The 22,807-nt window shown below is 71.7% G+C and carries 23 protein-coding genes and 1 tRNA gene; 10 read left to right on the forward strand and 14 right to left on the reverse strand.

Going from position 1 to position 22,807, the window contains the following annotated elements:
- Positions 1–347: transposase family protein (locus C6N40_RS14660; protein WP_162782195.1), on the reverse strand; the 347-nt coding region annotated here is incomplete at its 3' end.
- 151 nt (positions 348–498) lie between these two features.
- On the opposite strand from C6N40_RS14660, the gene metG reads away from it, so the two are divergent.
- The 3 genes from metG to rsxB are packed head-to-tail and all read left to right on the forward strand — an operon-like array spanning position 499 to position 3,735.
- Complete coding sequence (gene metG, locus C6N40_RS10350; RefSeq protein WP_106990953.1) at positions 499–2,592, forward strand: methionine--tRNA ligase; 2,094 nt, start codon at positions 499–501, stop codon at positions 2,590–2,592.
- Between the two features lie 10 nt (positions 2,593–2,602).
- The gene (gene rsxA / locus C6N40_RS10355) at positions 2,603–3,184 is read left to right on the forward strand and encodes an electron transport complex subunit RsxA (protein WP_106990954.1); all 582 of its coding nucleotides are present in this window, start codon (positions 2,603–2,605) and stop codon (positions 3,182–3,184) included.
- Positions 3,184–3,735, forward strand: a complete 552-nt coding sequence (gene rsxB / locus C6N40_RS10360) for an electron transport complex subunit RsxB (protein ID WP_106990955.1) — start codon at positions 3,184–3,186, stop codon at positions 3,733–3,735. Before rsxA ends, rsxB begins: the two co-directional genes overlap by 1 nt.
- Here the strand turns inward: rsxB and C6N40_RS10365 are convergent.
- From C6N40_RS10365 to C6N40_RS10390, 6 genes are all read right to left on the reverse strand, one after another.
- Positions 3,714–4,601 carry a TraB/GumN family protein gene (locus C6N40_RS10365; RefSeq protein ID WP_106990956.1) on the reverse strand — a complete coding sequence of 296 codons (888 nt, stop codon included), beginning with the start codon at positions 4,599–4,601 and terminating at the stop codon, positions 3,714–3,716. The two genes, rsxB and C6N40_RS10365, sit on opposite strands and share 22 nt — an antisense overlap.
- A gap of 7 nt (positions 4,602–4,608) precedes the next feature.
- Positions 4,609–5,553, reverse strand: a complete 945-nt coding sequence (locus C6N40_RS10370; protein WP_240183501.1) for a DUF1684 domain-containing protein — start codon at positions 5,551–5,553, stop codon at positions 4,609–4,611.
- Positions 5,553–7,379 (reverse strand): DNA mismatch repair endonuclease MutL, encoded by a 1,827-nt coding sequence (gene mutL / locus C6N40_RS10375; protein ID WP_106990957.1) that lies wholly within the window; start codon positions 7,377–7,379, stop codon positions 5,553–5,555. Before mutL ends, C6N40_RS10370 begins: the two co-directional genes overlap by 1 nt.
- Positions 7,380–7,430: 51 nt before the next feature.
- Positions 7,431–8,777 (reverse strand): N-acetylmuramoyl-L-alanine amidase, encoded by a 1,347-nt coding sequence (locus C6N40_RS10380; RefSeq protein WP_106990958.1) that lies wholly within the window; start codon positions 8,775–8,777, stop codon positions 7,431–7,433.
- A gap of 110 nt (positions 8,778–8,887) precedes the next feature.
- Positions 8,888–9,346, reverse strand: coding sequence for a tRNA (adenosine(37)-N6)-threonylcarbamoyltransferase complex ATPase subunit type 1 TsaE (tsaE, locus tag C6N40_RS10385; protein ID WP_205208597.1), 459 nt, complete (start codon positions 9,344–9,346; stop codon positions 8,888–8,890).
- Positions 9,343–10,827, reverse strand: coding sequence for an NAD(P)H-hydrate dehydratase (locus C6N40_RS10390; protein ID WP_106990960.1), 1,485 nt, complete (start codon positions 10,825–10,827; stop codon positions 9,343–9,345). The genes tsaE and C6N40_RS10390 overlap by 4 nt, the downstream gene beginning before the upstream one ends.
- A gap of 22 nt (positions 10,828–10,849) precedes the next feature.
- Between C6N40_RS10390 and queG the strand changes: the two genes are divergently transcribed.
- Positions 10,850–11,905: a tRNA epoxyqueuosine(34) reductase QueG gene (gene queG / locus C6N40_RS10395; protein WP_106990961.1), complete on the forward strand. Its 1,056-nt coding sequence runs from the start codon at positions 10,850–10,852 to the stop codon at positions 11,903–11,905.
- Positions 11,906–11,919: 14 nt separating this feature from the next.
- On the opposite strand, the gene pgi is transcribed toward queG, so the two are convergent.
- Genes pgi through pcnB form a run of 5 tightly spaced genes read right to left on the reverse strand, consistent with a single transcriptional unit; the run spans position 11,920 to position 17,065 of the window.
- Positions 11,920–13,455, reverse strand: coding sequence for a glucose-6-phosphate isomerase (gene pgi, locus C6N40_RS10400; protein WP_106990962.1), 1,536 nt, complete (start codon positions 13,453–13,455; stop codon positions 11,920–11,922).
- A gap of 36 nt (positions 13,456–13,491) precedes the next feature.
- Positions 13,492–14,343, reverse strand: a complete 852-nt coding sequence (gene panC / locus C6N40_RS10405; RefSeq protein ID WP_106990963.1) for a pantoate--beta-alanine ligase — start codon at positions 14,341–14,343, stop codon at positions 13,492–13,494.
- On the reverse strand, positions 14,340–15,167 hold the full coding sequence (panB, locus tag C6N40_RS10410) for a 3-methyl-2-oxobutanoate hydroxymethyltransferase (protein ID WP_106990964.1): 828 nt from the start codon (positions 15,165–15,167) through the stop codon (positions 14,340–14,342). Before panB ends, panC begins: the two co-directional genes overlap by 4 nt.
- Positions 15,168–15,191: 24 nt before the next feature.
- Positions 15,192–15,686: a 2-amino-4-hydroxy-6-hydroxymethyldihydropteridine diphosphokinase gene (folK, locus tag C6N40_RS10415; RefSeq protein ID WP_106990965.1), complete on the reverse strand. Its 495-nt coding sequence runs from the start codon at positions 15,684–15,686 to the stop codon at positions 15,192–15,194.
- Positions 15,683–17,065, reverse strand: a complete 1,383-nt coding sequence (gene pcnB, locus C6N40_RS10420; RefSeq protein ID WP_106990966.1) for a polynucleotide adenylyltransferase PcnB — start codon at positions 17,063–17,065, stop codon at positions 15,683–15,685. Before pcnB ends, folK begins: the two co-directional genes overlap by 4 nt.
- 117 nt (positions 17,066–17,182) lie before the next feature.
- On the opposite strand from pcnB, the gene C6N40_RS10425 reads away from it, so the two are divergent.
- Both C6N40_RS10425 and fdxA read left to right on the forward strand, forming a co-directional pair.
- Positions 17,183–17,258 (forward strand) — tRNA-Glu (locus C6N40_RS10425).
- A gap of 133 nt (positions 17,259–17,391) precedes the next feature.
- Positions 17,392–17,715: a ferredoxin FdxA gene (gene fdxA / locus C6N40_RS10430; RefSeq protein WP_106990967.1), complete on the forward strand. Its 324-nt coding sequence runs from the start codon at positions 17,392–17,394 to the stop codon at positions 17,713–17,715.
- Positions 17,716–17,820: 105 nt separating this feature from the next.
- Here the strand turns inward: fdxA and C6N40_RS10435 are convergent, their stop codons facing one another.
- On the reverse strand, positions 17,821–18,363 hold the full coding sequence (locus C6N40_RS10435; RefSeq protein ID WP_106990968.1) for a hypothetical protein: 543 nt from the start codon (positions 18,361–18,363) through the stop codon (positions 17,821–17,823).
- A 61-nt stretch (positions 18,364–18,424) separates the two neighbouring features.
- Positions 18,425–19,315: a 4-hydroxy-tetrahydrodipicolinate synthase gene (gene dapA / locus C6N40_RS10440; RefSeq protein ID WP_106990969.1), complete on the reverse strand. Its 891-nt coding sequence runs from the start codon at positions 19,313–19,315 to the stop codon at positions 18,425–18,427.
- A gap of 112 nt (positions 19,316–19,427) precedes the next feature.
- Between dapA and C6N40_RS10445 the strand changes: the two genes are divergently transcribed.
- The 4 genes from C6N40_RS10445 to thiD all read left to right on the forward strand — a co-directional run bounded on the left by C6N40_RS10445 (position 19,428) and on the right by thiD (position 22,777).
- Entirely contained in the window at positions 19,428–19,988 is a 561-nt protein-coding gene (locus tag C6N40_RS10445) for a glycine cleavage system transcriptional repressor (protein ID WP_240183502.1), read from the forward strand.
- 7 nt (positions 19,989–19,995) lie between these two features.
- Positions 19,996–20,478 carry a peroxiredoxin gene (locus tag C6N40_RS10450; RefSeq protein WP_106990971.1) on the forward strand — a complete coding sequence of 161 codons (483 nt, stop codon included), beginning with the start codon at positions 19,996–19,998 and terminating at the stop codon, positions 20,476–20,478.
- A gap of 92 nt (positions 20,479–20,570) precedes the next feature.
- Positions 20,571–21,968 (forward strand): PhoH family protein, encoded by a 1,398-nt coding sequence (locus tag C6N40_RS10455; protein WP_106990972.1) that lies wholly within the window; start codon positions 20,571–20,573, stop codon positions 21,966–21,968.
- Positions 21,965–22,777, forward strand: a complete 813-nt coding sequence (gene thiD / locus C6N40_RS10460; RefSeq protein ID WP_106990973.1) for a bifunctional hydroxymethylpyrimidine kinase/phosphomethylpyrimidine kinase — start codon at positions 21,965–21,967, stop codon at positions 22,775–22,777. Before C6N40_RS10455 ends, thiD begins: the two co-directional genes overlap by 4 nt.
- Positions 22,778–22,807: the final 30 nt, after the last annotated feature.

Below are 22,807 nucleotides of genomic sequence, written 5' to 3' on the forward strand. Positions count from 1 at the left end.
CACAGCCGGGCCACGCTCTCGGCCAGCCGGCGGGTCACCCGCGCGTGGGGATCGAGCCAGTCCAGCTGCTCCAGCCGTGGCCCGCAACGTGGGCAGGCCAAGCGCAGACGTGGCACCACCAGTTCCACCGCGTGCTCGAACAGCGGCAGGTCCCGGATCCGGCGTACGGTCTGTTCGTGGATGGCCGACACCGGCTGGTCACAGCCCGAACAAAGGCGTTCTGCCGACTCTTCAGGCATCAGCTCCAGCACGGCCCAGGACTGGCCGCCCCGATCCTCCTGACGCCAGTCCCAAACGCGATACCCCACCCAACCGCCCAGCTGGGCAATACAATCCTCGCCGGCCACGGCCGACCCCCGGTTTGTTGTCTAGACAACTACAAACTAACCGGGTCGGCCGTGCGCCACTCCCCGCACTTGGGAGAAGAACCTTTTATTTGCGGGCCCGGGACGGCCCCGATCTGAGATAATTCCCCGTCCCCCACCCGATGCCATCGCCATGCCCCGCCCCGCGCTAGTCACCACCGCCCTGCCCTACGCCAACGGCCCGCTGCACCTGGGCCACCTGGTGGGCTACATCCAGGCCGACATCTGGGTGCGCGCGCGGCGGATGGCCGGCGGCGAAGTCCATTTCGTCTGCGCCGACGACGCCCACGGCACGCCGATCATGCTGGCGGCCGAGAAGGCGGGCCTGGCGCCGGAAGCGTTCATCCGCGGCATCCAGGCCGGCCACGAGGCCGATTTCGCCGCCTTCCGCGTCGATTTCGACCACTACCACTCCACGCATTCGGACGAGAACCGCGAGCTCGCCAGCCTCATCTACACCCGCCTGCGCGACGGCAGCCACGGGCCGAAGGCGATCGCCGTGCGCTCGATCCAGCAGCTCTACGATCCCGAGCGCCGCATGTTCCTGCCCGACCGCTACATCAAGGGCGAATGCCCCAACTGCGGCGCGGCGGACCAGTACGGCGACAACTGCGAGGCCTGTGGCAAGGCCTACGCGCCGACCGACTTGAAGAACCCGCGCTCGGTGGTTTCCGGCGCCACGCCGGAGCTGCGCGACTCGGAGCATTACTTCTTCGAATTGGGCAAGTTCGAGGCCTTCCTGCGCGAATGGATGCAGGGCGAGGTGGCGCACCCGGCGGTGAAGGCCAAGCTGGCCGAGTGGCTCGAGGGCGGCCTGCGCGACTGGGACATCAGCCGCGACGCACCCTACTTCGGCTTCCCCATCCCCGACGCGCCGGGCAAGTTCTTCTACGTCTGGCTCGACGCCCCGATCGGCTACCTGGCCTCGTTCAAGGCCCTGTGCGCCAAGTCCGGCACCGACTTCGGCGCCTACACCGAGCAGGCACGCAACCCGCGCGGCGCCGAACCCACGGAAATGCACCACTTCCTGGGCAAGGACATCATCAATTTCCACGGCCTGTTCTGGCCCGCCATGCTGCATGGCGCCGGCCTGCGCGCGCCCACCGCGCTGCACGTCAACGGCTACCTGACGGTGAACGGCGCGAAGATGAGCAAGTCGCGCGGCACCTTCGTGATGGCGCGCACCTTCCTCGAGTCGGGCCTGGACCCGGAGGCGCTGCGCTACTACTTCGCCGTCAAGACCGGCGCCGGCGTCGTCGACCTCGACCTCAACCTCGAGGACTTCGTGGCGCGCGTGAACTCCGACCTGGTCGGCAAGTTCGTCAACATCGCCAGCCGCTGCGCCGGCTTCATCTCCAAGCGTTTCGACGGCCGCCTGGCCGACGCGCTGCCCGAGCCGGCGATGTACGAGCGCTTCGTCGCCGGCCTGCGCGAGGTGGCCGCCAGCTACGCCCGCGACGAATACGGCCAGGCCATGCGCCAGGTGATGGCGCTGGCCGACGAGGCCAACCGCTACATCGACGAGCGCAAGCCCTGGGTGATCGCCAAGCAGGAAGGCGCCGACGCCGAGCTGCAGGCCGTGTGCAGCCAGGGCCTGAACCTGTTCCGCGTGCTCGCCGCCGCGCTGCGGCCGGTGCTGCCGGGCACCGTGGCCCGCGCCGAGGGCTTCCTGCGCGCGCCGGTGGCGCGCTGGGAAGACGCCGCCGCGCCCCTGCTCGGCCACGCCATCGCCCCCTTCGAGCCCCTGATGACCCGCATCGACCCCAAACAGATCCAGGCCATGACCGACGCCAGCAAGGAAGACCTCAGGCCCGCCGAAGCCGCCGCCCCGAAGGCCGCGCCGGCGAAACCGGCGGAGAAGCCGGCCGCCCCCGCGCCCGCCGCCCAGCCGGGTGGTTTCATCGGCATCGACGACTTCGCCAAACTCGACCTGCGCATCGGCAAGGTGCTTGAGTGCGGCTTCGTCGAAGGCTCCGACAAGCTGCTGCGCTTCCTGCTCGACGCCGGCGAGCTCGGCCAGCGGCAGATCTTCAGCGGCATCCGCGCCAGCTACGGCGAGCCGGAGAAGCTCGTGGGCCGCAGCGTGGTGTTCATCGCCAACCTCGCGCCGCGCAAGATGCGCTTCGGCCTGAGCGAAGGCATGATCCTCTCGGCCGGCTTCGACGGCGGCGCGCTCGCCCTGCTGGGCGCCGACGACGGCGCCGCGCCGGGCATGCCCGTGCGCTGAGGAGCCGCCGATGGACGAACTCGTGCTGCTGCTGGTCGGCGCCGTGTTCGTCAACAACTTCGTGCTGGTGAAGTTCCTGGGGCTGTGCCCCTTCATGGGCGTCTCGCGCCGGCTCGACGCTGCCTACGGCATGGCCCTGGCCACCGGCTTCGTGCTCACGCTCTCGGCGGCGCTGGCCTGGTGCGTGCACCACTGGCTGCTGCTGCCGCTGGGCCTGGAGCACCTGCGCACGCTGGGCTTCATCCTGGTCATCGCCGCCGTCGTGCAGTTCACCGAGACAGTGATGAACAGGCAGAGCCCGCGCCTTTACCGGGTGCTGGGCCTGTACCTGCCCCTGATCACCACCAACTGCGCGGTACTGGGCGTGGCGCTGCTGAACGTGCAGGCCCGGCGCGGCCTGTTCGAGGCGGTGCTCTACGGTTTCGGCGCGGCGGTGGGCTTCGGCCTGGTGCTGGTGCTGTTCTCGGCCATGCGCGAGCGCCTGGAGGCCGCCAACGTCCCCGCGGCCTGGCGCGGCACGCCGATCGCGCTGGTCACGGCCGGGCTGATGTCGCTGGCCTTCATGGGCTTCACCGGCATGGTGGCGGCGTGATGCTCGCGGCGGTGCTGGTGGTGGTGGGCCTGGCCGCGGTCTTCGGCGCGGTGCTGGGTTGGGCGACGGTGCGCTTCCGGGTGCAGGCCGACCCGATGGTCGAACGCATCGACGCGCTGCTGCCGCAGACCCAGTGCGCGCAATGCGGCTACCTAGGCTGCCGGCCCTACGCCGAGGCGATCGCCCGGGGCGAGGCCGACATCAACCAGTGCCCGCCCGGCGGCGAGGCCGGCGTGCGCGCGCTGGCGGCGCTGCTGGGGCGCGAGCCCAAGCCGCTCAACCCCGACAACGGTGCCGTCAAGCCGCCGGTGGTGGCGCTGATCGTCGAGGACGACTGCATCGGCTGCACCAAGTGCATCCAGGCCTGCCCGGTGGACGCGATCATCGGCGCGCCCAAGCGCATGCACACCGTCATCGCCGGGCTGTGCACCGGCTGCGAGCTGTGCCTGCCGCCCTGCCCCGTCGACTGCATCGTGCTGGTGCCGCCGGCGCCGCGTCCGGCCGAATACCGCTGGCCGCGGCCCGCGGTTCAGAGCCGCTCGACGGTGTAACCCTCGGCGCGCAGCAGCTCGACCACGCCTTCGTCGCCCAGCAGGTGCAGGGCGCCCACGACCACCAGCGCGTCCTCGTCGTGGCCGCCCTCGTCGAGCAGCCCCTTCAGGCGATGCAGCCAGGCACGGTTGCGCTGCACGTTCACCCGCTCGTACAGCGCCGGGTACTGCTCACGCATCCGCGCGGCGGTGCCGGCGTACAGGCCGGCGCCATCGCCGGCGCGCCAGAGCGCGTGCAGTTCGCGGACGTTGCGCTCGAGTTCCTCGGGCGACTGCAGGGCTTCTTCCAGCGCCTGCACCTGCTGCGCCTCGTCCATGCCGTCGAACAGCTCGATCTGCTGCGCGCCGGTCTCCAGCCCCTCGGCCGGCTTGCCGGCCTCGGTGGCGCGGCGGCCGAAATGCCGGTCCAGGCCCAGGGTCGGGTCCAGGCCCTGCTGCCGCATCTCGGTCAGCGACACCAGCAGGCTCACGTACCAGGCCTCGAAGTCCTGCAGGCGCGCGACGTCGATGCCGCGGCGGCCACCCCAGGCCTCGAGGCTGGCCCAGGTGGCCGGCGGCAGGGTGTCCTGCAGCCGGCGCCCGTCGGCCCGGGTGGCGGCCTGGAGCATCAGCTGCCCCACCGCGGTGCCGGCCATGTCTTCGGGCGAGAGTTCGAACACCACCCGCTCGGCATCCTCGAAGGCCAGGTCGGTGCGCGGGTCGAGCGGATAGTCGGCCGGCCGCAGCAGGTGGAAGGAACCGAGCAGGTAGAGGCTGTTGTCGGCGTCGCTGACTTTCCACAGCAGCGGCTGCGGCGCTTCGGCGCGAGCACAGCCGGCGGCCAGCAGGGCCAGCAGCAGGCCGCCGGCCAGGGTCTTGATGCTCATTCGGGGTTCACTCCGGGAACGGCAGCGGCTTCTTCTCGCCCGCCTCGACCCGCAGGTCCAGCCGGTTTTCCGGCGGCGGCATCGGGCAGGTCGAGTACGGCGTGAAGGCGCAGGGTGGGTTGTAGGCACGGTTGAAGTCGAGCACCGTCAGCCCGTCGGGGCCCGCCGGCGCGGCGTAGAGCATGCGCGAGGCCGCGTAGGTTTCGTGGCCGCTGGTGCGGTCGGCGAACACGAAGAACAGCTGGCCGTCGCCCTCGTCCAGCGCCTCGAGACTGTAGGTGACCCCGTCCTTGTCGAACAGCACGCGGCCCGGGTTGGGCATCGGTTCGATCATGCCCAGCATGTTGACGATCTCCATCGTCTTGCCGGGCGGATGCGGCTCGAAGCGCGCCTGGAAGCGGAAGTCCGGGTTGATCTCGAAGTAGTCGATGCCCGGGAAGCTGGTGCGGGTGCGGGCCATGGCGTTGCGCACGCGCAGCGCGTGGCGGCCGGAGCGTTCGATCAGGATGAAGCTGGCGTCGCCGCGGTTGAAAGCGACCACGGTCGGCTTGCCCTGCGAGTCCGGCACCAGCACGACCTCGCCCTCCGCCGGCTCGCCGTCCACCAGCACCTCGGCGCCCTCGGCGATGCGCAGGCGCGCGCTGCCGTCCTTGCCGAGCGTGAGCATGCCGACCTGGTCGGGACCGAGCGACAGGCGCGTGCCGTTCTCCCTGGCCGAACCGATGAAGGTGGTGCCCGGGTTGATCCAGTGCAGGCCCACCAGCGACAGCCAGCCGTCCGGACGCAGCAGGCGCTCCTGGCGGGCCGCGCGCCAGTCGCGGATCTCGCGCTCATGGGCCTGGCGCGCCTCGCGTTCGGCGCGGGCCGCGTCCCCGGCGTCCGCGGGCGGCTCGCCGCCACAGGCGCTGATCATCATGGCCAGGGCCAGGCCCGGGATAAGCGGTGCTCGCATCAGCGTCCCCTCAGGAAAAGTCGGTCGAGTTCGGCCATGCCCAGCTGCACCCAGGTCGGCCGGCCATGGTTGCACTGGCCGCTGCGCTCGGTCGCCTCCATGTCGCGCAGCAGCGCGTTCATTTCCGGCACGGTGAGCCGGCGATTGGCGCGCACCGAGGTGTGGCAGGCCAGGGTCGAGAGCAGTTCGTTGCGGGCCTGCTCGAGGCGGCGGCTGCTGCCGTGCTCGCGCAGGTCGGCGATGACGTCCAGCGCCAGCGCGCGCGGGTCCAGGTCGGCCAGCAGCGTGGGCACCGCGCGGATGCTCAGGGCCTGCGGCCCGGCGCGGCGGATCTCGAAACCGTATTCGGCCAGGGCCTCGGCGTGCTGCTCGGCGGCATCGGCCTCGCGCTCGCTCACCGCCAGCGACACCGGCACCAGCAGCGGCTGGCTGCGGATGCCCTCGCCGTCGAGCGCGGCCTTGAGCCGCTCGTAGGTGATGCGCTCGTGCGCCGCATGCATGTCCACCAGCACCAGGCCCTGGGCGTTCTGCGCCAGCACGTACACGCCGTGCAATTGCGCCAGCGCGTAGCCCAGCGGCGGCGGCGCGTCGTCGCCCGCCGCGCCGGCTTCGTTGGCCGCCTCGCCGCTCGCGCCCGGCGCCAGCGGCGGGGCCGCCGCGGCCGATGCCTGGTAGAGCGAGGCATAGGCGGCCATGGCTTCGCGCACCGGCAGGCCCAGCCCGGACTGCTGCGGCACCCAGCCCGGGCGGGCGCCCTGCACACCGCCGGCGACACCCGCCGATGCCAGGCCCGGCGCCTCCTGGCCGGGGCTGGCGCCGAGCTGGCCGGCGCGCGTCGAAGCCAGGGCCTCGTGCAGGGTGCGGTAGATGAACTCGTGCACCAGCCGCTGCTCGCGGAAGCGCACCTCGTGCTTGGCCGGGTGCACGTTCACGTCGACCAGGCGCGGGTCGCACTCGAGGAAAAGCACGAAGGCCGGATGCCGGCCGTGGAAAAGCACGTCGGCATAGGCCTGGCGCACGGCGTGGGCGACGGTGCGGTCGCGCACCGCGCGGCCGTTGACGTAGAAATACTGCTGGTCGGCGCTCGAACGCGCGGCCGTGGGCAGGCCCACCCAGCCGCGCAGGCCCAGGCCGGCGGCGGCGTGGCTCACCTCCAGGCACTGGCGGGTGAAATCCTCGCCCAGGGCCTCGGCGACGCGGCGCAGTTGCTCCTCGCCCTGCCGCAGCGGCTTGTAGTGACGCCCCAGGCGGCCGTTGTGGCTGATGCGCAGCTCCACGCCCGGGCGCGCCAGCGCCAGCGAGCGCAGCCACTCTTCGATGTGGCCGAGCTCGGTGCGCTCGGCGCGCAGGAACTTGCGCCGCGCCGGCACGTTGAAGAACAGGTCGCGCACCTCGACCGTGGTGCCCTCGGGGTGCGGATGCGGCGCCACCTCGCCGACGCGGCCACCGTCGACCTCCAGGCGCGCGCCGTGCGGCGCGCCGCGGCTGCGGGCGCTGAGCGCGAAGCGGCTCACCGACGCGATCGAGGGCAGCGCCTCGCCGCGGAAGCCTAGCGTGCCGACCTGCTCGAGGTCCTCGATGCTTGCGATCTTGCTGGTGGCGTGGCGGGACACCGCCAGCGGCAGTTCATCGGCGGGGATGCCGGTGCCGTCGTCGCGGATGCGGATCAGGCGCACGCCGCCTTCCTCGAGCTCGATGTCCACGCGGGTGGCGCCCGCGTCGAGGGCGTTCTCCACCAGTTCCTTGACCACCGAAGCGGGACGCTCGACCACCTCGCCGGCGGCGATCTGGTTGACGAGGGTGTCGGGAAGCTGGTGGATCGGCACGTGGCGCTGGCTCGGGCGAAAACAGCCCCGATGATAGCAGCGCGGCGCGGCTTACTCGGGCAGGCTGGCCATGGCGCCGCCGGCCAGCGGGATGGTCAGGCGCTCGCCCACCTTCACGGTGTCGCCCTTGAGCCCGTTGGCGGCGCGGATGGAGTTCATCGGCACGCCGTGGCGCTGGGCGATCAGGCTCAGCGTTTCGCCGCGGCTGACCACGTGCTGGCGACTGCCGCCGAAGGTGCCCTGGCGGGCCGCGTACCAGGTGCCGGGCGGCGCCTGCACGGAGAAGTAGTTGCGCACGCCCTGCACGATCGCGCCGGCCATGCGCTTGCGGTAGGCCGGGTCGCTGAGGCGGGTTTCCTCGCCGGGGTTGGTGATGAAGCCGGTCTCGACCAGCATCGAGGGCACGTCCGGCGAACGCAGCACCACGAAGTTGGCGCGCTCGATCTGGTGCTTGTGGGTCTTGCCCATGCCCTTGAGCGCGGACAGCACTTCGCCGGCGACGTCGTCGGAAACGCGCATGGTGGCGTTCTGGGAAAGGTCGAGCAGCACCGCCGCCAGGTTCTTGTCGCGCGCGTCGAGCTCGACGCCGCCGACCAGGTCGGCGGCGTTTTCCTGGTCGGCCAGCCAGCGCGCGGCCTCGGACGAGGCGCCGCGCAGGCTCAGCACGTACACCGAGGCGCCGCTGGCGGCCTTGTTGTGCGCGGCGTCGGCATGGATGGAGATGAACAGGTCGGCCTGCGCCTCGCGCGCACGCTGGTAGCGCTCGTGCAGCGGGATGAAGACGTCGCGGTCGCGCACCAGGAAGGCCTGCATGCCCGGGTCGGCGTCGATCTGCGCGGCCAGTTCGCGCGCCATCGCCAGGGTGATGTCCTTTTCGTACTTGCGGGTCGGGCCGATCGCACCCGGGTCCTTGCCGCCGTGGCCGGCATCGATGGCGACGATGAGCTTGCGCTCGCCGCTGCCGATCACGTCCTCGATGGTGCGCGCGGGCGCGGGCTTGCCGGCGACCGCCTGGCCGCCGAGCAGCTCGACCACCAGTCGCGCCGAATCACCTTCGCGCTCGACGCGGCTGCGCGGCTGCACGGCCTGGCCCAGGTCGAGCACGACGCGCAGGTCGCCCTCGGCCGGCTTGCCGGTGCGCACGCCGGAGACCACGCCGTTGGGCGAAGGCGCGCGGAAACCGCCGGCCAGCGAACTGCCGGACAGGTCGAGCACCAGGCGGTGCGGGTTGGCGAGGGTGAAAACCTTGTAGTCCGCCGGCTTGCTCAGGTCGAGCACGGCATGGGTGGCGCCATCTTCGGCCGCGACCAGGGTGACCCCGCGCAGCTCGGCGGCATGGGCCCAAGACAGGCCCAGGAGCAGGGACAGACCCATGGCGATGGCGACAATCCGGCGCATACCACGGATTGAAGCACCGGAATTCCGGCAATGCAAGGACTTTTTCCTTAGGAATCCGTCACCTGCCGGACCTTTCTAGGATCCGGGTAAGAAGCTGCCCGCAAAAGGCCCTATTTGGCCAGGCGTTCCAGCCAGGCCGCCCCGGACGGGCTCGCCGCCTGCAGCCGGGCCAGGCGGCCCGCCCCCTGCACGGCCAGGCCGACGCGGAGATCCGGGGCAGGCAGCGCCCCGGCGCCGCGGTCGGGCCACTCGACCAGCCAGAGGCGGGCCTGGTCGGCCAGCTCGTCGAGGCCCAGGAAATCAAGCTCCCCGGCCGCGGACAGGCGGTAGAGGTCCAGGTGCACGGCCTCGCCGCCGCCGGGCAGCGGATAGCGCTCGACCAGGGTGTAGGTGGGGCTCTTGATCGCCCCGCGGACGCCCAGCTCGCGCAGCCAGGCCCGCGCCAGGCTGGACTTGCCGGCGCCCAGGTCCCCGGCCAGGTACACCACGGCGCGCCCAGGCTGGCTGGCGGCCAGCCGCGCCGCCAGGGCCTCGGTGGCGGCCGGGTCGGCAAGGAAGCGTTCGCTCAGTTCCATGCCGGGTTCGCCAGGCGGCGCAGGTGCGGGAACAGGTCGGAGGGCAGCAGGCCACGCTCGCCGTCCACGCGGGCGGCGGCGTCGCCGGCCGCGGCGTGCAGCAGGGCGCCGGCGACGGCCGCCTCGAAGGGCGGCAGGTGCTGGGCCAGCAGCGCCGCCACCACGCCCGAGAGCACGTCGCCCATGCCGCCGGTGGCCATGCCGGGATTGCCGGCGCCGATCACCACCGGCACCCGCGCCGGGGCCGCCACCACGGTGCCGGCGCCCTTGAGCACCACCACCGCCTGGTAGCGCGTGGCCAGGGCCGAGGCGGCGGCGTAGCGGTCGGCCTGCACGTCGGCGGTGGACATGCCGAGCAGGCGGCCGGCCTCGCCGGGATGCGGGGTCAGGATGGCCTGCGGCACCGGCCTCGGCGCCGCCGCGAGCAGGTTCAGGGCATCGGCGTCGAGCACCAGCGGCTTGCCGCAGGCCACCGCGGCCCCGAGCAGCGCGCGCCCCCAGGCGCCCTGCCCCAGGCCGGGGCCCACGGCCACCACGGTCGCGCGCCCGAGCAGCGGCGCCAGCGCTGCGGAGTCTTCCACGGCATGCGTCATCGCCTCGGGCCGGGCCGCCACCAGGGCGGCCACGCCGGCCGAACGCGTGGCCACGCTGGCCAGGCCGACGCCGGTGCGCAGCGCGGCCTCGGCGCACAGCCGCACCGCCCCACCCATGCCCAGCTCGCCGCCCACGCACAGCACGTGGCCGTGTTCGCCCTTGTGGGCGTTGGCATGGCGCGGCGCCAGCCAGGCCGAAAGGTCGGTGTCGCGCACGAGCCAGGCCGAGGGCGGCTCGGCCGTGGTGTCGATCGGTGGCAGGTCCAGCCGGTCCACCCGCACGTCGCCGTCGACGTCGCGGGCCATGCCGGTGTACAGGCCCTGCTTGGGCGCGATGAAGCTCAGGGTCAGCCGCGCCTCGACCACGATGCCCGGCGCGTGGCCGGTGTCCGCGTCCAGGCCCGAGGGTACGTCCAGGGCCAGCACCGGGCGGTGGCTGGCGTTGATGCGTTCGATCAGCGAACGCACGGCGTCCGAGGGCGCGCGCGCCAGGCCGATGCCGTAGATCGCGTCCACCCACACGTCGACCTCGGGCAGCATGCCGTCGAAGGATTCGACCCGGCCGCCGGCTTCGCGCCAGGCCGCCAGCGCCTTGCGGGCCGGGTCGCGGCGCGGGTGGGCGCCGGGCGGCGAGACCACGTGCACTTCGAAACCCTCGGCGCGGGCCAGCCGCGCCAGCACGTAGCCGTCACCGCCGTTGTTGCCCGGGCCGCAGGCCACGCCGATCCGCCGCGCCTGTGGCCAGGACCCGCGCAGCAGGCGCCAGGCGGCCGCGCCCGCGCGCTGCATGAGCTCCCAGGCCGGCACGCCCAGCTGCTCGATCGCACGTCGGTCCATGGCGCGCACCTGGGCGGCGCGGTAGAGCGGGAGCATGTCGGCCATGGCGGGATTCTATACTTGCGGCATGCGCGAACCGGCCGACATGAACGCCCTCGCCCGGTCGATCCGCGACTGGGGCGCCGAACTGGGCTTCCAGCAGGTCGGCATCGCCGGCATCGACCTGTCCCGGGACATGGAGCACCTGCGCGACTGGCTGGCCAGGGGCCAGCACGGGACCATGGACTACATGGCCCGCCACGGCGACAAGCGCGGCCGGCCGGAGGAACTGGTGCCGGGCACGCTCAGGGTGGTGTCGGTGCGCTTCGACTACGGCACCGGCGAGGACGCCGCCGCCTGGGCCACGCTGGCCGAGGGCGAGCGCGCCTACGTGGCGCGCTACGCGCTGGGCCGCGACTACCACAAGCTGATGCGCAACCGCCTGCAGAAACTGGCCGACCGCATCGCCGCGCAAACGGGGCCGTTCGGCTACCGGGTGTTCGTCGATTCGGCGCCGGTGCTCGAGCGGGCGCTGGCGCGCGACGCCGGCCTGGGCTGGATCGGCAAGCACACCTGCCTGATCAACAAGGACGCCGGCAGCTGGTTCTTCCTGGGCGAGATCTACACCGACCTGCCGCTGCCGGTCGACGCGCCGGCGAGCGCGCACTGCGGCACCTGCACGCGCTGCATCGAGGTCTGCCCGACCGGCGCCATCGTCGCGCCCTACCGCGTGGACGCACGCCGCTGCATCAGCTACCTGACCATCGAACTGCGCGAGTCGATCCCCGAGGAACTGCGCCCGCTGATGGGCAACCGCATCTTCGGCTGCGACGACTGCCAGCTCGCCTGCCCCTGGAACAAGTTCGCGGTGCGCCACGAGGTGCCCGACTTCGCGCCACGCAACGAACTCGACAGCGCGACCCTCGCCGAACTGTTCGCCTGGGAAGAAGACGAGTTCCTGCGCCGAACCGAAGGCTCGGCGATCCGCCGCACCGGCCACGCCGGCTGGCTGCGCAACATCGCCGTCGCCCTCGGCAACGCGCCGACCACGCCCGCCGTGCTCGCCGCCCTCGCCTCGCGCCGCGAACACCCCGACCCCATGGTCCGCGAACACGTCGCCTGGGCCCTTGCCCGCCACGAATAAGGCAGGGTCGCGTTTCAGCGGCGGGCAAGGATCTCGGTGACCAGTGCGCGGGTGACCGGGTCGGCGATGTCGTCGGCGCTGCCCCGGCCCGAGAGCACCGGCAACAGGCCGCTGGCCAGGCGCTTGCCCAGCTCCACGCCCCACTGGTCGAAGGCGTTGATGCCCCAGACCACCGACAGCGCGTAGACGCTGTGTTCGTACAGCGCGAGCAGGCTGCCCAGCGAGCGCGGCGTCAGTTCGTCGAGCAGCAGCATGGTGTTCGGGCGGCCGCCGTCGTAGTGCCTCTGCGGTGCATCGCCCGGGCTGCCGTTGGCCAGGGCCTCGGCCTGCGCCAGCAGGTTGGCCAGCACCACGTCGTGGCTACCCGGGTAGCCGTGGGCCGGCCTGACCACGCCGATGAAATCCGCCGGCACCAGGTCGCTGCCCTGGTGCAGGGCCTGGAAGAAGCTGTGCTGGCTGGAGGTGCCGGTGGCGCCCCAGAGCACCGGCACCGTCGGCACCGGCGAGGCGGTGTCGTCGCTGCGCACGGTCTTGCCCAGGCTTTCCATCACCAGCTGCTGCAGGTAATCGGGCAGCAGGTCCAGGCGTTCGTCGTACGGCATCACGGCGTGCGTGCCCAGGCCGAGCACGTCGCGGTTCCAGGCCATGGTCAGCGCGTGCCAGGCCGCGAGGTTGCGCCCGGGCGGCGACTCGAGCACGTGCCGGTCCATCTCGGCGGCGCCGGCCAGCAGCTCGTCGAAATTGGCCATGCCCAGCGCCAGCGCGATGCACAGCCCCACCGGCGACCACAGCGAGAACCGGCCGCCGACCCAGTCCCACATCGGCAGCACCTGCGACCCGGGCACGCCGAAGGCCACCGCCTTGTCGACCGCCGCCGTGACCGCATAGAGCCGCCCGCGCCCGGCCAGCCAGTCCTTGAGGATGCTGCCGTTGAGCAGTGTCTCCTGGGTGCCGAAACTCTTGGAGACCAGCAGCACCGCGGTGCGTTCCGGGTCCAGGTGCGGCAGCAGGCGCTGCACGCCGCTGGCGTCGGCGTTGAACAGGAAGTGGGTGCGGAAGCGGCCGCGGTCGAACTCGGCCAGCGACTGCACGGCCAGCCGCGGCCCGAGGTCGGAGCCGCCGATGCCGATGTTGACGATGTCGGTGATGCCGGACTGCTCGAGCCCGGCCACGAGTCTGGCCATCCGCTCCCGCGCCGCCAGCGCCTCCGCGCGCGCGGCGGCCGCCACCGCGCCCTGCCCGAGGTCGGAGCGCAGCGCGGTGTGCAGGGCCGGCCGGCCCTCCGAGACATTCACGGTCTCGCCGTCGAACAGGCGCCGGAACGCGGCCGGCAGCGGCGCGGCGAGCGCGAACAGGGCCTCGCGCGCGGCGCGGTCGTAGCGCTGGCGCGCGAAGCAGGCATGCAGGGACCCCATGCGCAGCCCGAAGTCGCGGCCCCGGGCGGGGTCGTCGGCCATCAGCCGGGCCAGCGGCCGGTCGGCAAGGCGCGCGGCATGGGCGCGCAGCAGGGACCAGGTTTCGCTGTCGGCGGGGATCGGGGGGCGGGCCATGCCCGGAGTCTAACCGAGCCTTGTTTCAGTCCGGCATCAGACGTTTTCGAACTCGAGGTTGTCGATCAGCCGGGTGCGGCCCAGGCGGGCGGCGATCAGCGCCAGCTGGCCGGGCTCGCCGGCGCTGCGCGGGCGCGAGAGATCGGTGCGGCGGATCTCGGCGTAGTCGACGCCGAAGCCGGCGGCCTCGAGCCGCGACCGCGCCTGGTCCTCGATGCCCTGCAGCGGCAGCCCCTGGCGCGCGGCGTCGCGCATGAACAGCAGGGTCTGGTGGATGCGCGTGGCGGTCTGGCGCTCGTCGCCCTGCAGGTACTGGTTGCGCGAACTCATGGCCAGGCCGTCGGGCTCGCGCAGCGTGGGCGCCGGCACGATCTCGACCGGGAAGCTCATCTCGCGCGCCATGTAGCGGATCACCTGCAGCTGCTGGTAGTCCTTGCGCCCGAACACGGCCAGGTCGGGCTGGACCATGTTGAACATGCGCGCGACCACCTGCGCCACGCCGTTGAAATGGCCAGGCCGGTGCGCGCCGCAGAGGATGTCGGTGATGCCGGGCACGTGCATCTGCACGCAGCCGATGGTGCCGAACGGGTACATCTGCTCGACCGAGGGCAGGAACAGGGCGTCGCAGTGGTTCTCGGCCAGGCCGTTGATGTCCGACTCAGGCGTGCGCGGGTAGCGCGCATAGTCCTCGTTGGGACCGAACTGGGTGGGATTGACAAAGATGCTGGCCACCACCTTGTCGGCGTGCTTGCGCGCCAGTTCGACCAGGGCGAAGTGGCCGGCATGCAGGTTGCCCATGGTGGGCACGAAGCCGATGCTGGCGCCCTCGCGGCGCCACTGCCGGAGCTGGGCCCGCAGCGCGGCGAGGGTATGGTGGGTCTGCATCACTCGTATCCGTGTTCGGGGCCGGGGAAGCTGCCGTTGCGCACCGCGTCGGCATAGGCGCGCAGCGCGCCCCCGATCGAGCCGCCCTCGGCCAGGAAGTCCTTGACGAAGCGCGGGCGGCGGTGGCCGCTGTTCATGCCCAGCAGGTCGTGCAGCACCAGGATCTGGCCGCTGCAGCCGGGGCCGGCGCCGATGCCGATGGTGGGGATGTCGATGGCGGCGGTGATGCGTTCGGCCAGCGCCGAGGGCACGCATTCGAGCACCAGCAGGTCGGCGCCCGCGTCGGCGACGGCGCGGGCGTCGGCCAGCAGGCGCTCGGCGGCCGCCTGCTCGCGGCCCTGCACCTTGTAGCCGCCCAGGCGCAGCACCGACTGCGGGGTCAGGCCCAGGTGGGCGCAGACCGGGATTTCGCGCTCGGCCAGGAAACGGATGACCTCGAGCTTGGGGCCGGCGCCTTCGAGCTTGACCATCGCCGCGCCCGCCTGCAGGAAGCGGGTGGAGGCGTCGAGCGCGCGCTCGGGCGTGGCGTCGGCCTGGAACGGCAGGTCGGCGACCAGCAGCACCGACGAGAGGCCGCGCGCGACGCAGGCCACGTGATAGGCGATGTCGTCCACCGTCACCGGCAGGGTGCTGTCGTGGCCCTGGCAGACCATGCCCAGCGAGTCCCCGACCAGCACCAGGTCCAGGCCGGCGGCGTCGACGGAGCGGGCGAAGCCGGCGTCGTAGGCGGTCACCGAGACGATGCGCCGGCCCTCGGCCTTCATCTGGCGCAGGCCCGGCACCGTCAAACGCGGGCGTTTGGCGGTCTTGGATTCATTGGCGTACATGGCGGTTTCCGGCGGAGAGTGGGCCTAAGGTATCGCCTCGATGCCCGCGGCATCCACCGCCGCGAGCAGGTCGGCCACCCTGCCCCGCCCCGGCACGACCAGGTCGGGGGCGATTTCGGCCAGCGGGACGAGCACGAAGGCGCGCTCGTGCAGGCGCGGGTGCGGCAAGCTCAGGCCGGGCTCCTCGAGCACGGCATCGCCGCAGGCGAGCAGGTCGAGGTCGAGCGTGCGCGGGCCCCATCGCGGCGTGTCCTCGGCGCGGACCCGGCCGAAGCGCTGTTCGGTCGCGAGCAGCACGCCGAGCAACTCCCCGGGCGGGAGCGTGGTCTGCAGCGCGGCGACGCCGTTGATGAAGTCCGGCTGCTCGGTGCAGCCCCAGGCCGGCGTGCGGTAGAAGCCCGAGCGCGACAGCACGCGGATGCCGGGCACGGCGTCCAGGGCCGCCAGCGCCCGGTCGACCGCAGTGCGCACGTCGCCGACGTTGCCGCCGAAGGCCACCCAGGCCGTTTCGGGTTTCACCCGGTGGCGTCCCCGCCATCGCGCGGCTTGCGGCGACGGCGGCGGCGGCGCGGCGCGCGCGAAGCGGCCTCGCCATCCTCGCCCGGCTCCTCGCCGGCTTCGTCCCCCGCCTCGCGGCGCGGCGACTTCTGGGCCAGCCGGCCGGCCAGCTCCTCGGGCGCCTGGTTCTGCGCCTCGCGCCAGAAGGCCAGGTCCTCGGCGACCTCCGGCGCGGCGCTGGCGCGCAGCTCGAGGAAGTCGAAGGCGGCGCGGAAGCGCGGGTGCGCCAGCAGGCGGAACACGCGCTTGCGGATGCGCTGGCCGAAGCGCGGCTGCAGCAGCCAGATCTCCTGCATCGGCAGCGAGAACCGGCGCGGCAGCGCGATGCGCTGGGCCTGGTGCAGGGTGACGCGGTCGGCCGCACGCTGCTGCGCCACCAGCGGATCCACGCCCTGCTTCTGCAGCACGGCCAGGTCGCGGCAGTAGGCCGGCCACAGCAGCGCGGCGAACAGGAAGGCCGGCGTCACCGGCTTGTCGGCGGCGATGCGGGCATCGGTATTGCGCAGGGCCTGCACCACCATCGCGCGCAGCGCGCCGCTGCGGTTGGTGGCCAGCGCCTTGGCAGTCTCCGGGAACAGCGCCGCCAGCAGGCCCAGCTGCTCAAGCTTGAGGAAGCTCTTTTCGGCGTGGCCGGCCAGGAACATCTTCAGGCACTCGTCGAACAGCCGCGCCGGCGGCGCCGCCGACAGCAGGTCGGCCATCCCGGGGATCGGGTCGGCCGCCTCGGGCGCGATCTCGAAGTCGAGCTTGGCGGCCAGGCGCGCCGCGCGCAGCATGCGCACCGGATCCTCGCGATAGCGTTCGATCGGGTCGCCGATCAGGCGCAGCACGCGATTGCGCACGTCGTCGTAACCGCCGACGTAGTCGCGCACGGAAAAATCCTCGACGGTGTAGTACAGCGCGTTGGCGGTGAAGTCGCGCCGGACCGCGTCGTCCTCGATGCTGCCGTAGACGTTGTCGCGCAGCAGCCGGCCGTCGTCGCCGGTCTCGCGGTCGTCGCTGTCGTCGGCGCTGTTGGCGCGGAAGGTGGCGACCTCGATGATCTCGCGGCCGAAGACCACGTGCGCCAGACGGAACCGCCGGCCGATCAGCCGGCAGTTGCGGAACAGCGCCTTGACCTGCTCGGGCGTGGCGTCGGTGGCCACGTCGAAGTCCTTGGGGTGGCCGCCGATCAGCAGGTCGCGCACGGCGCCGCCCACCAAGTAGCCGTTGAAGCCGCCGTCGCGCAGGCGGTAAAGGACCCGCAGCGCGTTCGGGCTGATGTCCTTGCGGGAGATGCCGTGTTCGGCGCGCGGCACGACGAGGGGCTGGCTGGGGTTGCTGATGGCGTTTTCCGTCATGGGCTCGGGACGGCGCAGTCGGCCTGCGCGGCGTGGGGCCGGAGGGCGGGCCGGTGGCCTTCCCGTGGGCGATCAAGCCGGCTATACTAGCGCCCGCTTCACCGCTTCGCCATCCGCGCTCCCTTCGTCTAGTGGCCTAGGACACGGCCCTCTCAAGGCTGGAACAGGGGTTCGAGTCCCCTAGGGAGCGCCATCTTCAGAAGGCCCGGCCAACGCCGGGCCTTCGCTTTTCCGGCGCCCGGGTTCGTTCCCGCCACTGCCGCGGCTGGGCTGGGAGGCGCGGCGCCGGTAGAATCCGCGGCAGGCAAGCCAACCGGAAGTCCCCCATGCCCTTCGTCGTCACCGAGAACTGCATCCGCTGCAAGTACACCGATTGCGTCGAGGTGTGCCCGGTCGACTGTTTCCACGAAGGCCCCAACTTCCTGGTCATCGACCCCGAGGAGTGCATCGACTGCACCCTGTGCGAACCCGAGTGCCCGGCCAAGGCCATCTATCCCGAGGACGACGTGCCCGCCGGCCAGGAGGGCTACATCGCCCTCAACGCCGAGCTGTCGAAGGAGTGGCCGGTGATCACGACCCGCAAGGATCCCCTGCCCGACGCCGCCGACTGGGACGGCAAGACCGGCAAGCTGCCCGAACTCAAGCGCTGAGCCCCTCAGGGTCCGGCCGGAAAACAGAAGGGGCGCCCGATGGGCGCCCCTTCTTTTTCGTGGCTGGTGCCTCGCGGCGCGGAGCCGGCGCGGCCTTTCGCCGCCTCAGCCCAGCCGGGCCTTGAGGATGGCCAGCAGCTCGGTCGCCACGCCGCTGCGGATCGGCTGGCCGTCCTGGCCCAGGGCCACGACGCGGGTCTGGCCGCCCAGGTCTTCGGCGCGCAGCAGCATCGACACGCCCTTGTAGCTGACCTCGTAGCTATTGAGCAGCTGCGCGCGGTTGGCGACGCTCACGCCCTCGATCTTGTCCAGGGCGATGCCGATGCGGCGCCAGCTGCTGGCGGCCGAATCGGCCAGCACGAACGAGTCGATGCCCGCCACGGACGTCGGGGCCGGCGCCGCGTCGGCCGAGGGCACGGCGGTCGGCACGGGACCGCCGGCCGGAGCGTCGGGGATCACCACGGCGCCTGCGGTCGAGGGCATGTCCAGGCCCGGCGGCACCTCCAGCGGCTGGTTCTGGCGGCTGCCCTGGTAGGTGGCCTCGTTGCCCCACTTGCTGCGGACCCAGCTGCAGCCACTGGCGGCGATCACGGACAGGGCCAGCGCGGTGACCAGCAGCGGGCGGAGGGAAAGCTTCGGGGCGGTCATGCGGTGTCTCCTCGGGAGCCCGGCGCGCGGCGCGGGGCAGGATGGGGTCGGGTCGGCAAGGTTACTTCAGTTCGGATTCGAGCTGCTGGCACAGCGCCGCCATGTCGTCGGCGGCGGCCGCATGCGCGGCCGACAGCGGCAGCAGCGGCAGCCTCAGGCCCTGGCCGATGCCCTGGCGGGCCAGCAGGGCCTTGACCGGGATCGGGTTGGGCTCGACGCCCAGGAAGTCGTACAGCCCGGCCAGCCGCGCGTCGAGCGCATGTGCCGCCCCGGCTTCGCCGGCCCGGGCCAGGGCGCAGAGCCGGGCGAAAGCGCGCGGCACCACGTTCGAGGCCACGGAAATGACGCCGGCGGCGCCGCCGAGCACGGCCCGCACGAAGGTCGGGTCGTCGCCGCTGAGCAGGGCGAAATCAGGGCCCGCCAGCGGGTACAGCGCCTCCCAGCGGGCTTCGTCGCCCCGGGCTTCCTTCAGGCCGATGATGTTCGGGTCGCCGCGCAGCCGCGCAACGACCTCGGGCGACATGTCGCAACCGGTGCGGCCGGGCACGTTGTACAGCACCACCGGCAGGCCGCCCTGCGCCGCCACCGCGGTGTAGTGTGCGACCAGGCCGTCGGGCGTGGGCCGCACGTAGGGCGGCGTGACCACCAGCGCGGCGTCGGCGCCGTGCTCGCGGGCGAAGCGCGTCTGGGCGATCGTCTTGGCGGTGTTCGACAGGCCGGTGCCGGCCAGCACCGGGATGCGCCCGCCGGCACGCGCGACGGCGGCCTGCAGCAGCGCTGCGTACTCGGCGTCGGTGAGCGCGGCGGCCTCGCCGGTGGAGCCGGCGACGACGATGGCGGAGGTGCCGGCTTCGAGCTGGCCGTCGACAAGGCGCGCCCAGGACTCGAAGTCGGGTTCGCCGGCGGCCGTGAACGGCGTCGCCAGCGCGGTGATGCTGCCGGAAAGATGCAAAATGAGGGCCTTGCGATGTTTGCCGCTGATCTTACTTGCGGCCGGAAAGCGGCGGCAAGTATGCTGGCCCCGACTGAACCGCGCGCCCGCCGCGCCTGCACGGACCCCCGCTTTGACCGACCCCGCCGCGCGCCCGACCGCCAACGAGAACCACCTGCTGATCAGCGCCTACACCACGCATCCGCAGTCTCCCCTGCTGGCCGTCACCCGGCGTATTTCCGACAGCGGCTGCAACCTGGTCGACGCCCGCCTGAGCACGGTCGGCCGCGACGTCTCGGTGACGGCGCTGGCGGTGGGCTCCTGGGACGCGGTCGCCAAGCTCGAGGCCATGCTGGGCCGGCTCGAGCGCGAGGACGGCTACAAGCTGGTCTGGTACCGCACCGGCCCCAAGGCCCTGCAGTCGAACCTGCTGCCCTACATCGTCGAGGTGGTGGCGGCCGACAAACCCGGCATCCTGTTCCAGCTCGCCGACTTCTTCGACCGCCAGGGCATCACGGTCGAAAGCCTGCACAGCTCGCGCTACCGCGCCATGCAGACCGGCGCCGACATGTTCTCGGCCCAGGTCACCATCGGCATCCCGGCAAACATGCACATCGCCGCGCTGCGCGACGACTTCCTCGAGTTCTGCGACCACCTGAACCTCGACGCGATCATGGATCCGATGAAGTTCTGACAAGACGATGACCGAACCCGGCAAGAAGATTCCCGACCTCCCGCTGCAGCTCGGCAGCGGCAAGACCGCCAGGCTCTCCGACTACCGCGGCAAGTGGCTGGTGCTGTACTTCTATCCCAAGGACTCCACCCCGGGCTGCACCACCGAGGGCAACGACTTCAACGCCCTGCTCACGACGTTCCGCCGCGCCGGCGCCGAGGTGCTGGGCGTGTCGCGCGATTCGGTGAAGTCGCACGCGAATTTCTGCGAAAAACAGGGCTTCCGCTTCGACCTGGTGTCCGACGCCGACGAAGCCCTGTGCCGAGCCTTCGACGTGATCAAAGAGAAGAACATGTACGGCCGCACGGTGCTGGGCATCGAGCGCAGCACATTCCTGCTCGACCCGCAGGGCCGGGTGGCCGACGAGTGGCGCAAGGTCAAGGTTGCCGGCCACGCCGAAGCGGTGTACGAATCGCTCAAGACGCACCAGCAGGCCGCCAAGGCAAAGTGACCTCCCTTCCGAACATGCCCACCGCCGACTCGCCCCGCGAGCCTCGGCGGCGCCGTCCTTTCCGGGGTGAAAACCCCTAGCCCGAGAAGCCCATGACCCGATCCAAGCGCATCTACGTCCTGGACACCAACGTGCTGATGCACGACCCCACGGCCCTGTTCAAGTTCGAGGAGCACGACGTCTTCATCCCGATGATGGTCCTGGAGGAGCTGGACAACGGCAAGAAGGGCCACTCGGAATCCAGCCGCAACGCGCGCCAGGTCAGCCGCTTCCTCAACGAGATCATCGAGGCGCACGGCAGCGACAGCATCGAACAGGGCGTGAAGCTGGTGCGGCCGCAGGGCCTGCAGCTGCGCTCCTCGGAATCGGCCGGGCGGCTGCTGTTCCAGGTCCGGCCGGTGGAGGTGGGCAAGCGCTTCGGCCTGGTGCTGCCCGACAACCAGATCCTGGGCTCGATCCTGCAGCTGATCGAGGACAACCCGGGCGTGCCGGTGGTGCTGGTGTCCAAGGACATCAACCTGCGCATCAAGGCCTCGATCTCGGGCGTGAAGTCGGAGGACTACGAGAACGACCGCGCGATCGACGACTTCAACCTGCTCTTCACCGGCGCCACCGAGCTGCCCGGCGACTTCTGGGAGCGCCACGAGGGCAGCCTGCGCAGCTGGACCGACCGCGGCCGCACCTTCTACGAGGTCGCGCGCCGGGAGGACGACGGCTGGTATCCCAACCAGTTCCTCTACATGCCCGGCGAGGACGAGGTGGAGATGAAGGTCGCGCGCCTCGACGAGCGCAAGGCGGTGCTGCAGATCGTCGACGACTTCCGCAACCCGCAGCACCAGATCTGGGGCATCAACGCGCGCAACCGCGAGCAGAACTTCGCCTTCAACGCGCTGATGGACCCGGAGATCGACTTCGTCACCCTGCTCGGCACCGCCGGCACCGGGAAGACCCTGCTGGCCCTGGCCGCGGGCCTGACCCAGACCATGGACGTGCAGCGCTACCGCGAGATCATCATGACCCGCGCCACGGTGAGCGTCGGCGAGGACATCGGCTTCCTGCCCGGCACCGAGGAAGAAAAGATGACGCCCTGGATGGGCGCGCTCACCGACAACCTCGAGGTGCTCACCCACACCGAGGACCACGGCAACTGGGGCCGCGGCGCCACCAACGAACTGCTGGCCAGCCGGATCAAGATCCGCTCGATGAACTTCATGCGCGGCCGCACCTTCCTCAACCGCTGGGTCATCGTCGACGAGGCGCAGAACCTCACGCCCAAGCAGATGAAGACCCTGGTCACCCGCGCCGGCCCGGGCACCAAGATCATCTGCATGGGCAACGTCGAGCAGATCGACACGCCCTACCTCACCGAGACCACGTCGGGCCTGACCTACGCCGTGGACCGCTTCAAGAACTGGAACCACAGCGCCCACATCACCCTGCGCCGCGGCGAGCGTTCGCGCCTGGCCGACTACGCCTCGGAAGTACTGTGAGCACCGGCAGCCGCCCCGTCTGCGCCCTCACCATCGCCGGTTCCGATTCCGGCGGTGGCGCGGGCATCCAGGCCGACCTCAAGACCTTCGCCGCGCACGGCGTGCATGGCCTGAGCGCGCTGGCCGCGCTCACCGCCCAGCACACCCGCGCGGTGACGGCCGTGCACGTGCCGCCGGTGGATTTCCTGCGCGCGCAGATCGATGCCTGCTTCGCCGACTTCGAGATCGGCGCGGTGAAGATCGGCATGCTCGCCAACGCGCGGGTGATCCGCGCGGTCGCCGAGGCGCTGGAGGCGCACCGGCCGCGCGCGGTGGTGCTCGACCCGGTGATGGTGGCCACCTCCGGCGCCAAGCTGCTGGCCGACGAAGCCCTGGACGCGCTGCGTTCGCGGCTGTTGCCGCTGGCCACGGTGGTCACGCCCAACATCCCGGAGGCCGAACTGCTGCTCGGCCACCCGATCGCCGACGAGGAAGCGGCCGAAGCGGCGCTGGTGGAACTGCTGGCGCTCGACGCCGGCGCGGTGCTGCTCAAGGGTGGCCACCTGCCCGGCCACGGCGACATGGTCGACCGCTTCGACGATGGCCAGGCCCTGATCGAGTTCGTGAACCCGCGCCTGGACGTCGAAGGCCATGGCACCGGCTGCACCCTGGCCTCCGCCATCGCCGCCAACCTGTGCCGGGGCATGCCCCTGCGCGAAGCCTGTTCGGCCGCGACCCACTACGTGCACGGCGCGCTCAAGCATGGTTATGCGCCCGGCCGGGGCCCGGTCCGGGTGCTGGCGCACTTCTGGCAGCGCGGACAAGAATGATGTTTCATATATCTCTAACGATGTCCTGAA

The sequence above is a fragment of the Arenimonas caeni genome (genome assembly GCF_003024235.1).
Taxonomy (GTDB): domain Bacteria; phylum Pseudomonadota; class Gammaproteobacteria; order Xanthomonadales; family Xanthomonadaceae; genus Arenimonas; species Arenimonas caeni.

What these genes read in the sequence shown, in the direction of transcription:
- rsxB (WP_106990955.1), top strand. Translation starts at nt 3,184, where the DNA reads ATGCTCGCGGCGGTGCTGGTGGTGGTGGGCCTGGCCGCGGTCTTCGGC.
- rsxA (WP_106990954.1), top strand. Translation starts at nt 2,603, where the DNA reads ATGGACGAACTCGTGCTGCTGCTGGTCGGCGCCGTGTTCGTCAACAAC.
- C6N40_RS10435 (WP_106990968.1), bottom strand. Translation starts at nt 18,363, where the DNA reads ATGACCGCCCCGAAGCTTTCCCTCCGCCCGCTGCTGGTCACCGCGCTG.
- C6N40_RS10450 (WP_106990971.1), top strand. Translation starts at nt 19,996, where the DNA reads ATGACCGAACCCGGCAAGAAGATTCCCGACCTCCCGCTGCAGCTCGGC.
- metG (WP_106990953.1), top strand. Translation starts at nt 499, where the DNA reads ATGCCCCGCCCCGCGCTAGTCACCACCGCCCTGCCCTACGCCAACGGC.
- pcnB (WP_106990966.1), bottom strand. Translation starts at nt 17,065, where the DNA reads ATGACGGAAAACGCCATCAGCAACCCCAGCCAGCCCCTCGTCGTGCCG.
- panB (WP_106990964.1), bottom strand. Translation starts at nt 15,167, where the DNA reads ATGTACGCCAATGAATCCAAGACCGCCAAACGCCCGCGTTTGACGGTG.
- C6N40_RS10455 (WP_106990972.1), top strand. Translation starts at nt 20,571, where the DNA reads ATGACCCGATCCAAGCGCATCTACGTCCTGGACACCAACGTGCTGATG.
- fdxA (WP_106990967.1), top strand. Translation starts at nt 17,392, where the DNA reads ATGCCCTTCGTCGTCACCGAGAACTGCATCCGCTGCAAGTACACCGAT.
- queG (WP_106990961.1), top strand. Translation starts at nt 10,850, where the DNA reads ATGCGCGAACCGGCCGACATGAACGCCCTCGCCCGGTCGATCCGCGAC.
- C6N40_RS10370 (WP_240183501.1), bottom strand. Translation starts at nt 5,553, where the DNA reads ATGCGAGCACCGCTTATCCCGGGCCTGGCCCTGGCCATGATGATCAGC.
- C6N40_RS10390 (WP_106990960.1), bottom strand. Translation starts at nt 10,827, where the DNA reads ATGGCCGACATGCTCCCGCTCTACCGCGCCGCCCAGGTGCGCGCCATG.
- C6N40_RS10365 (WP_106990956.1), bottom strand. Translation starts at nt 4,601, where the DNA reads ATGAGCATCAAGACCCTGGCCGGCGGCCTGCTGCTGGCCCTGCTGGCC.
- pgi (WP_106990962.1), bottom strand. Translation starts at nt 13,455, where the DNA reads ATGGCCCGCCCCCCGATCCCCGCCGACAGCGAAACCTGGTCCCTGCTG.
- C6N40_RS10380 (WP_106990958.1), bottom strand. Translation starts at nt 8,777, where the DNA reads ATGCGCCGGATTGTCGCCATCGCCATGGGTCTGTCCCTGCTCCTGGGC.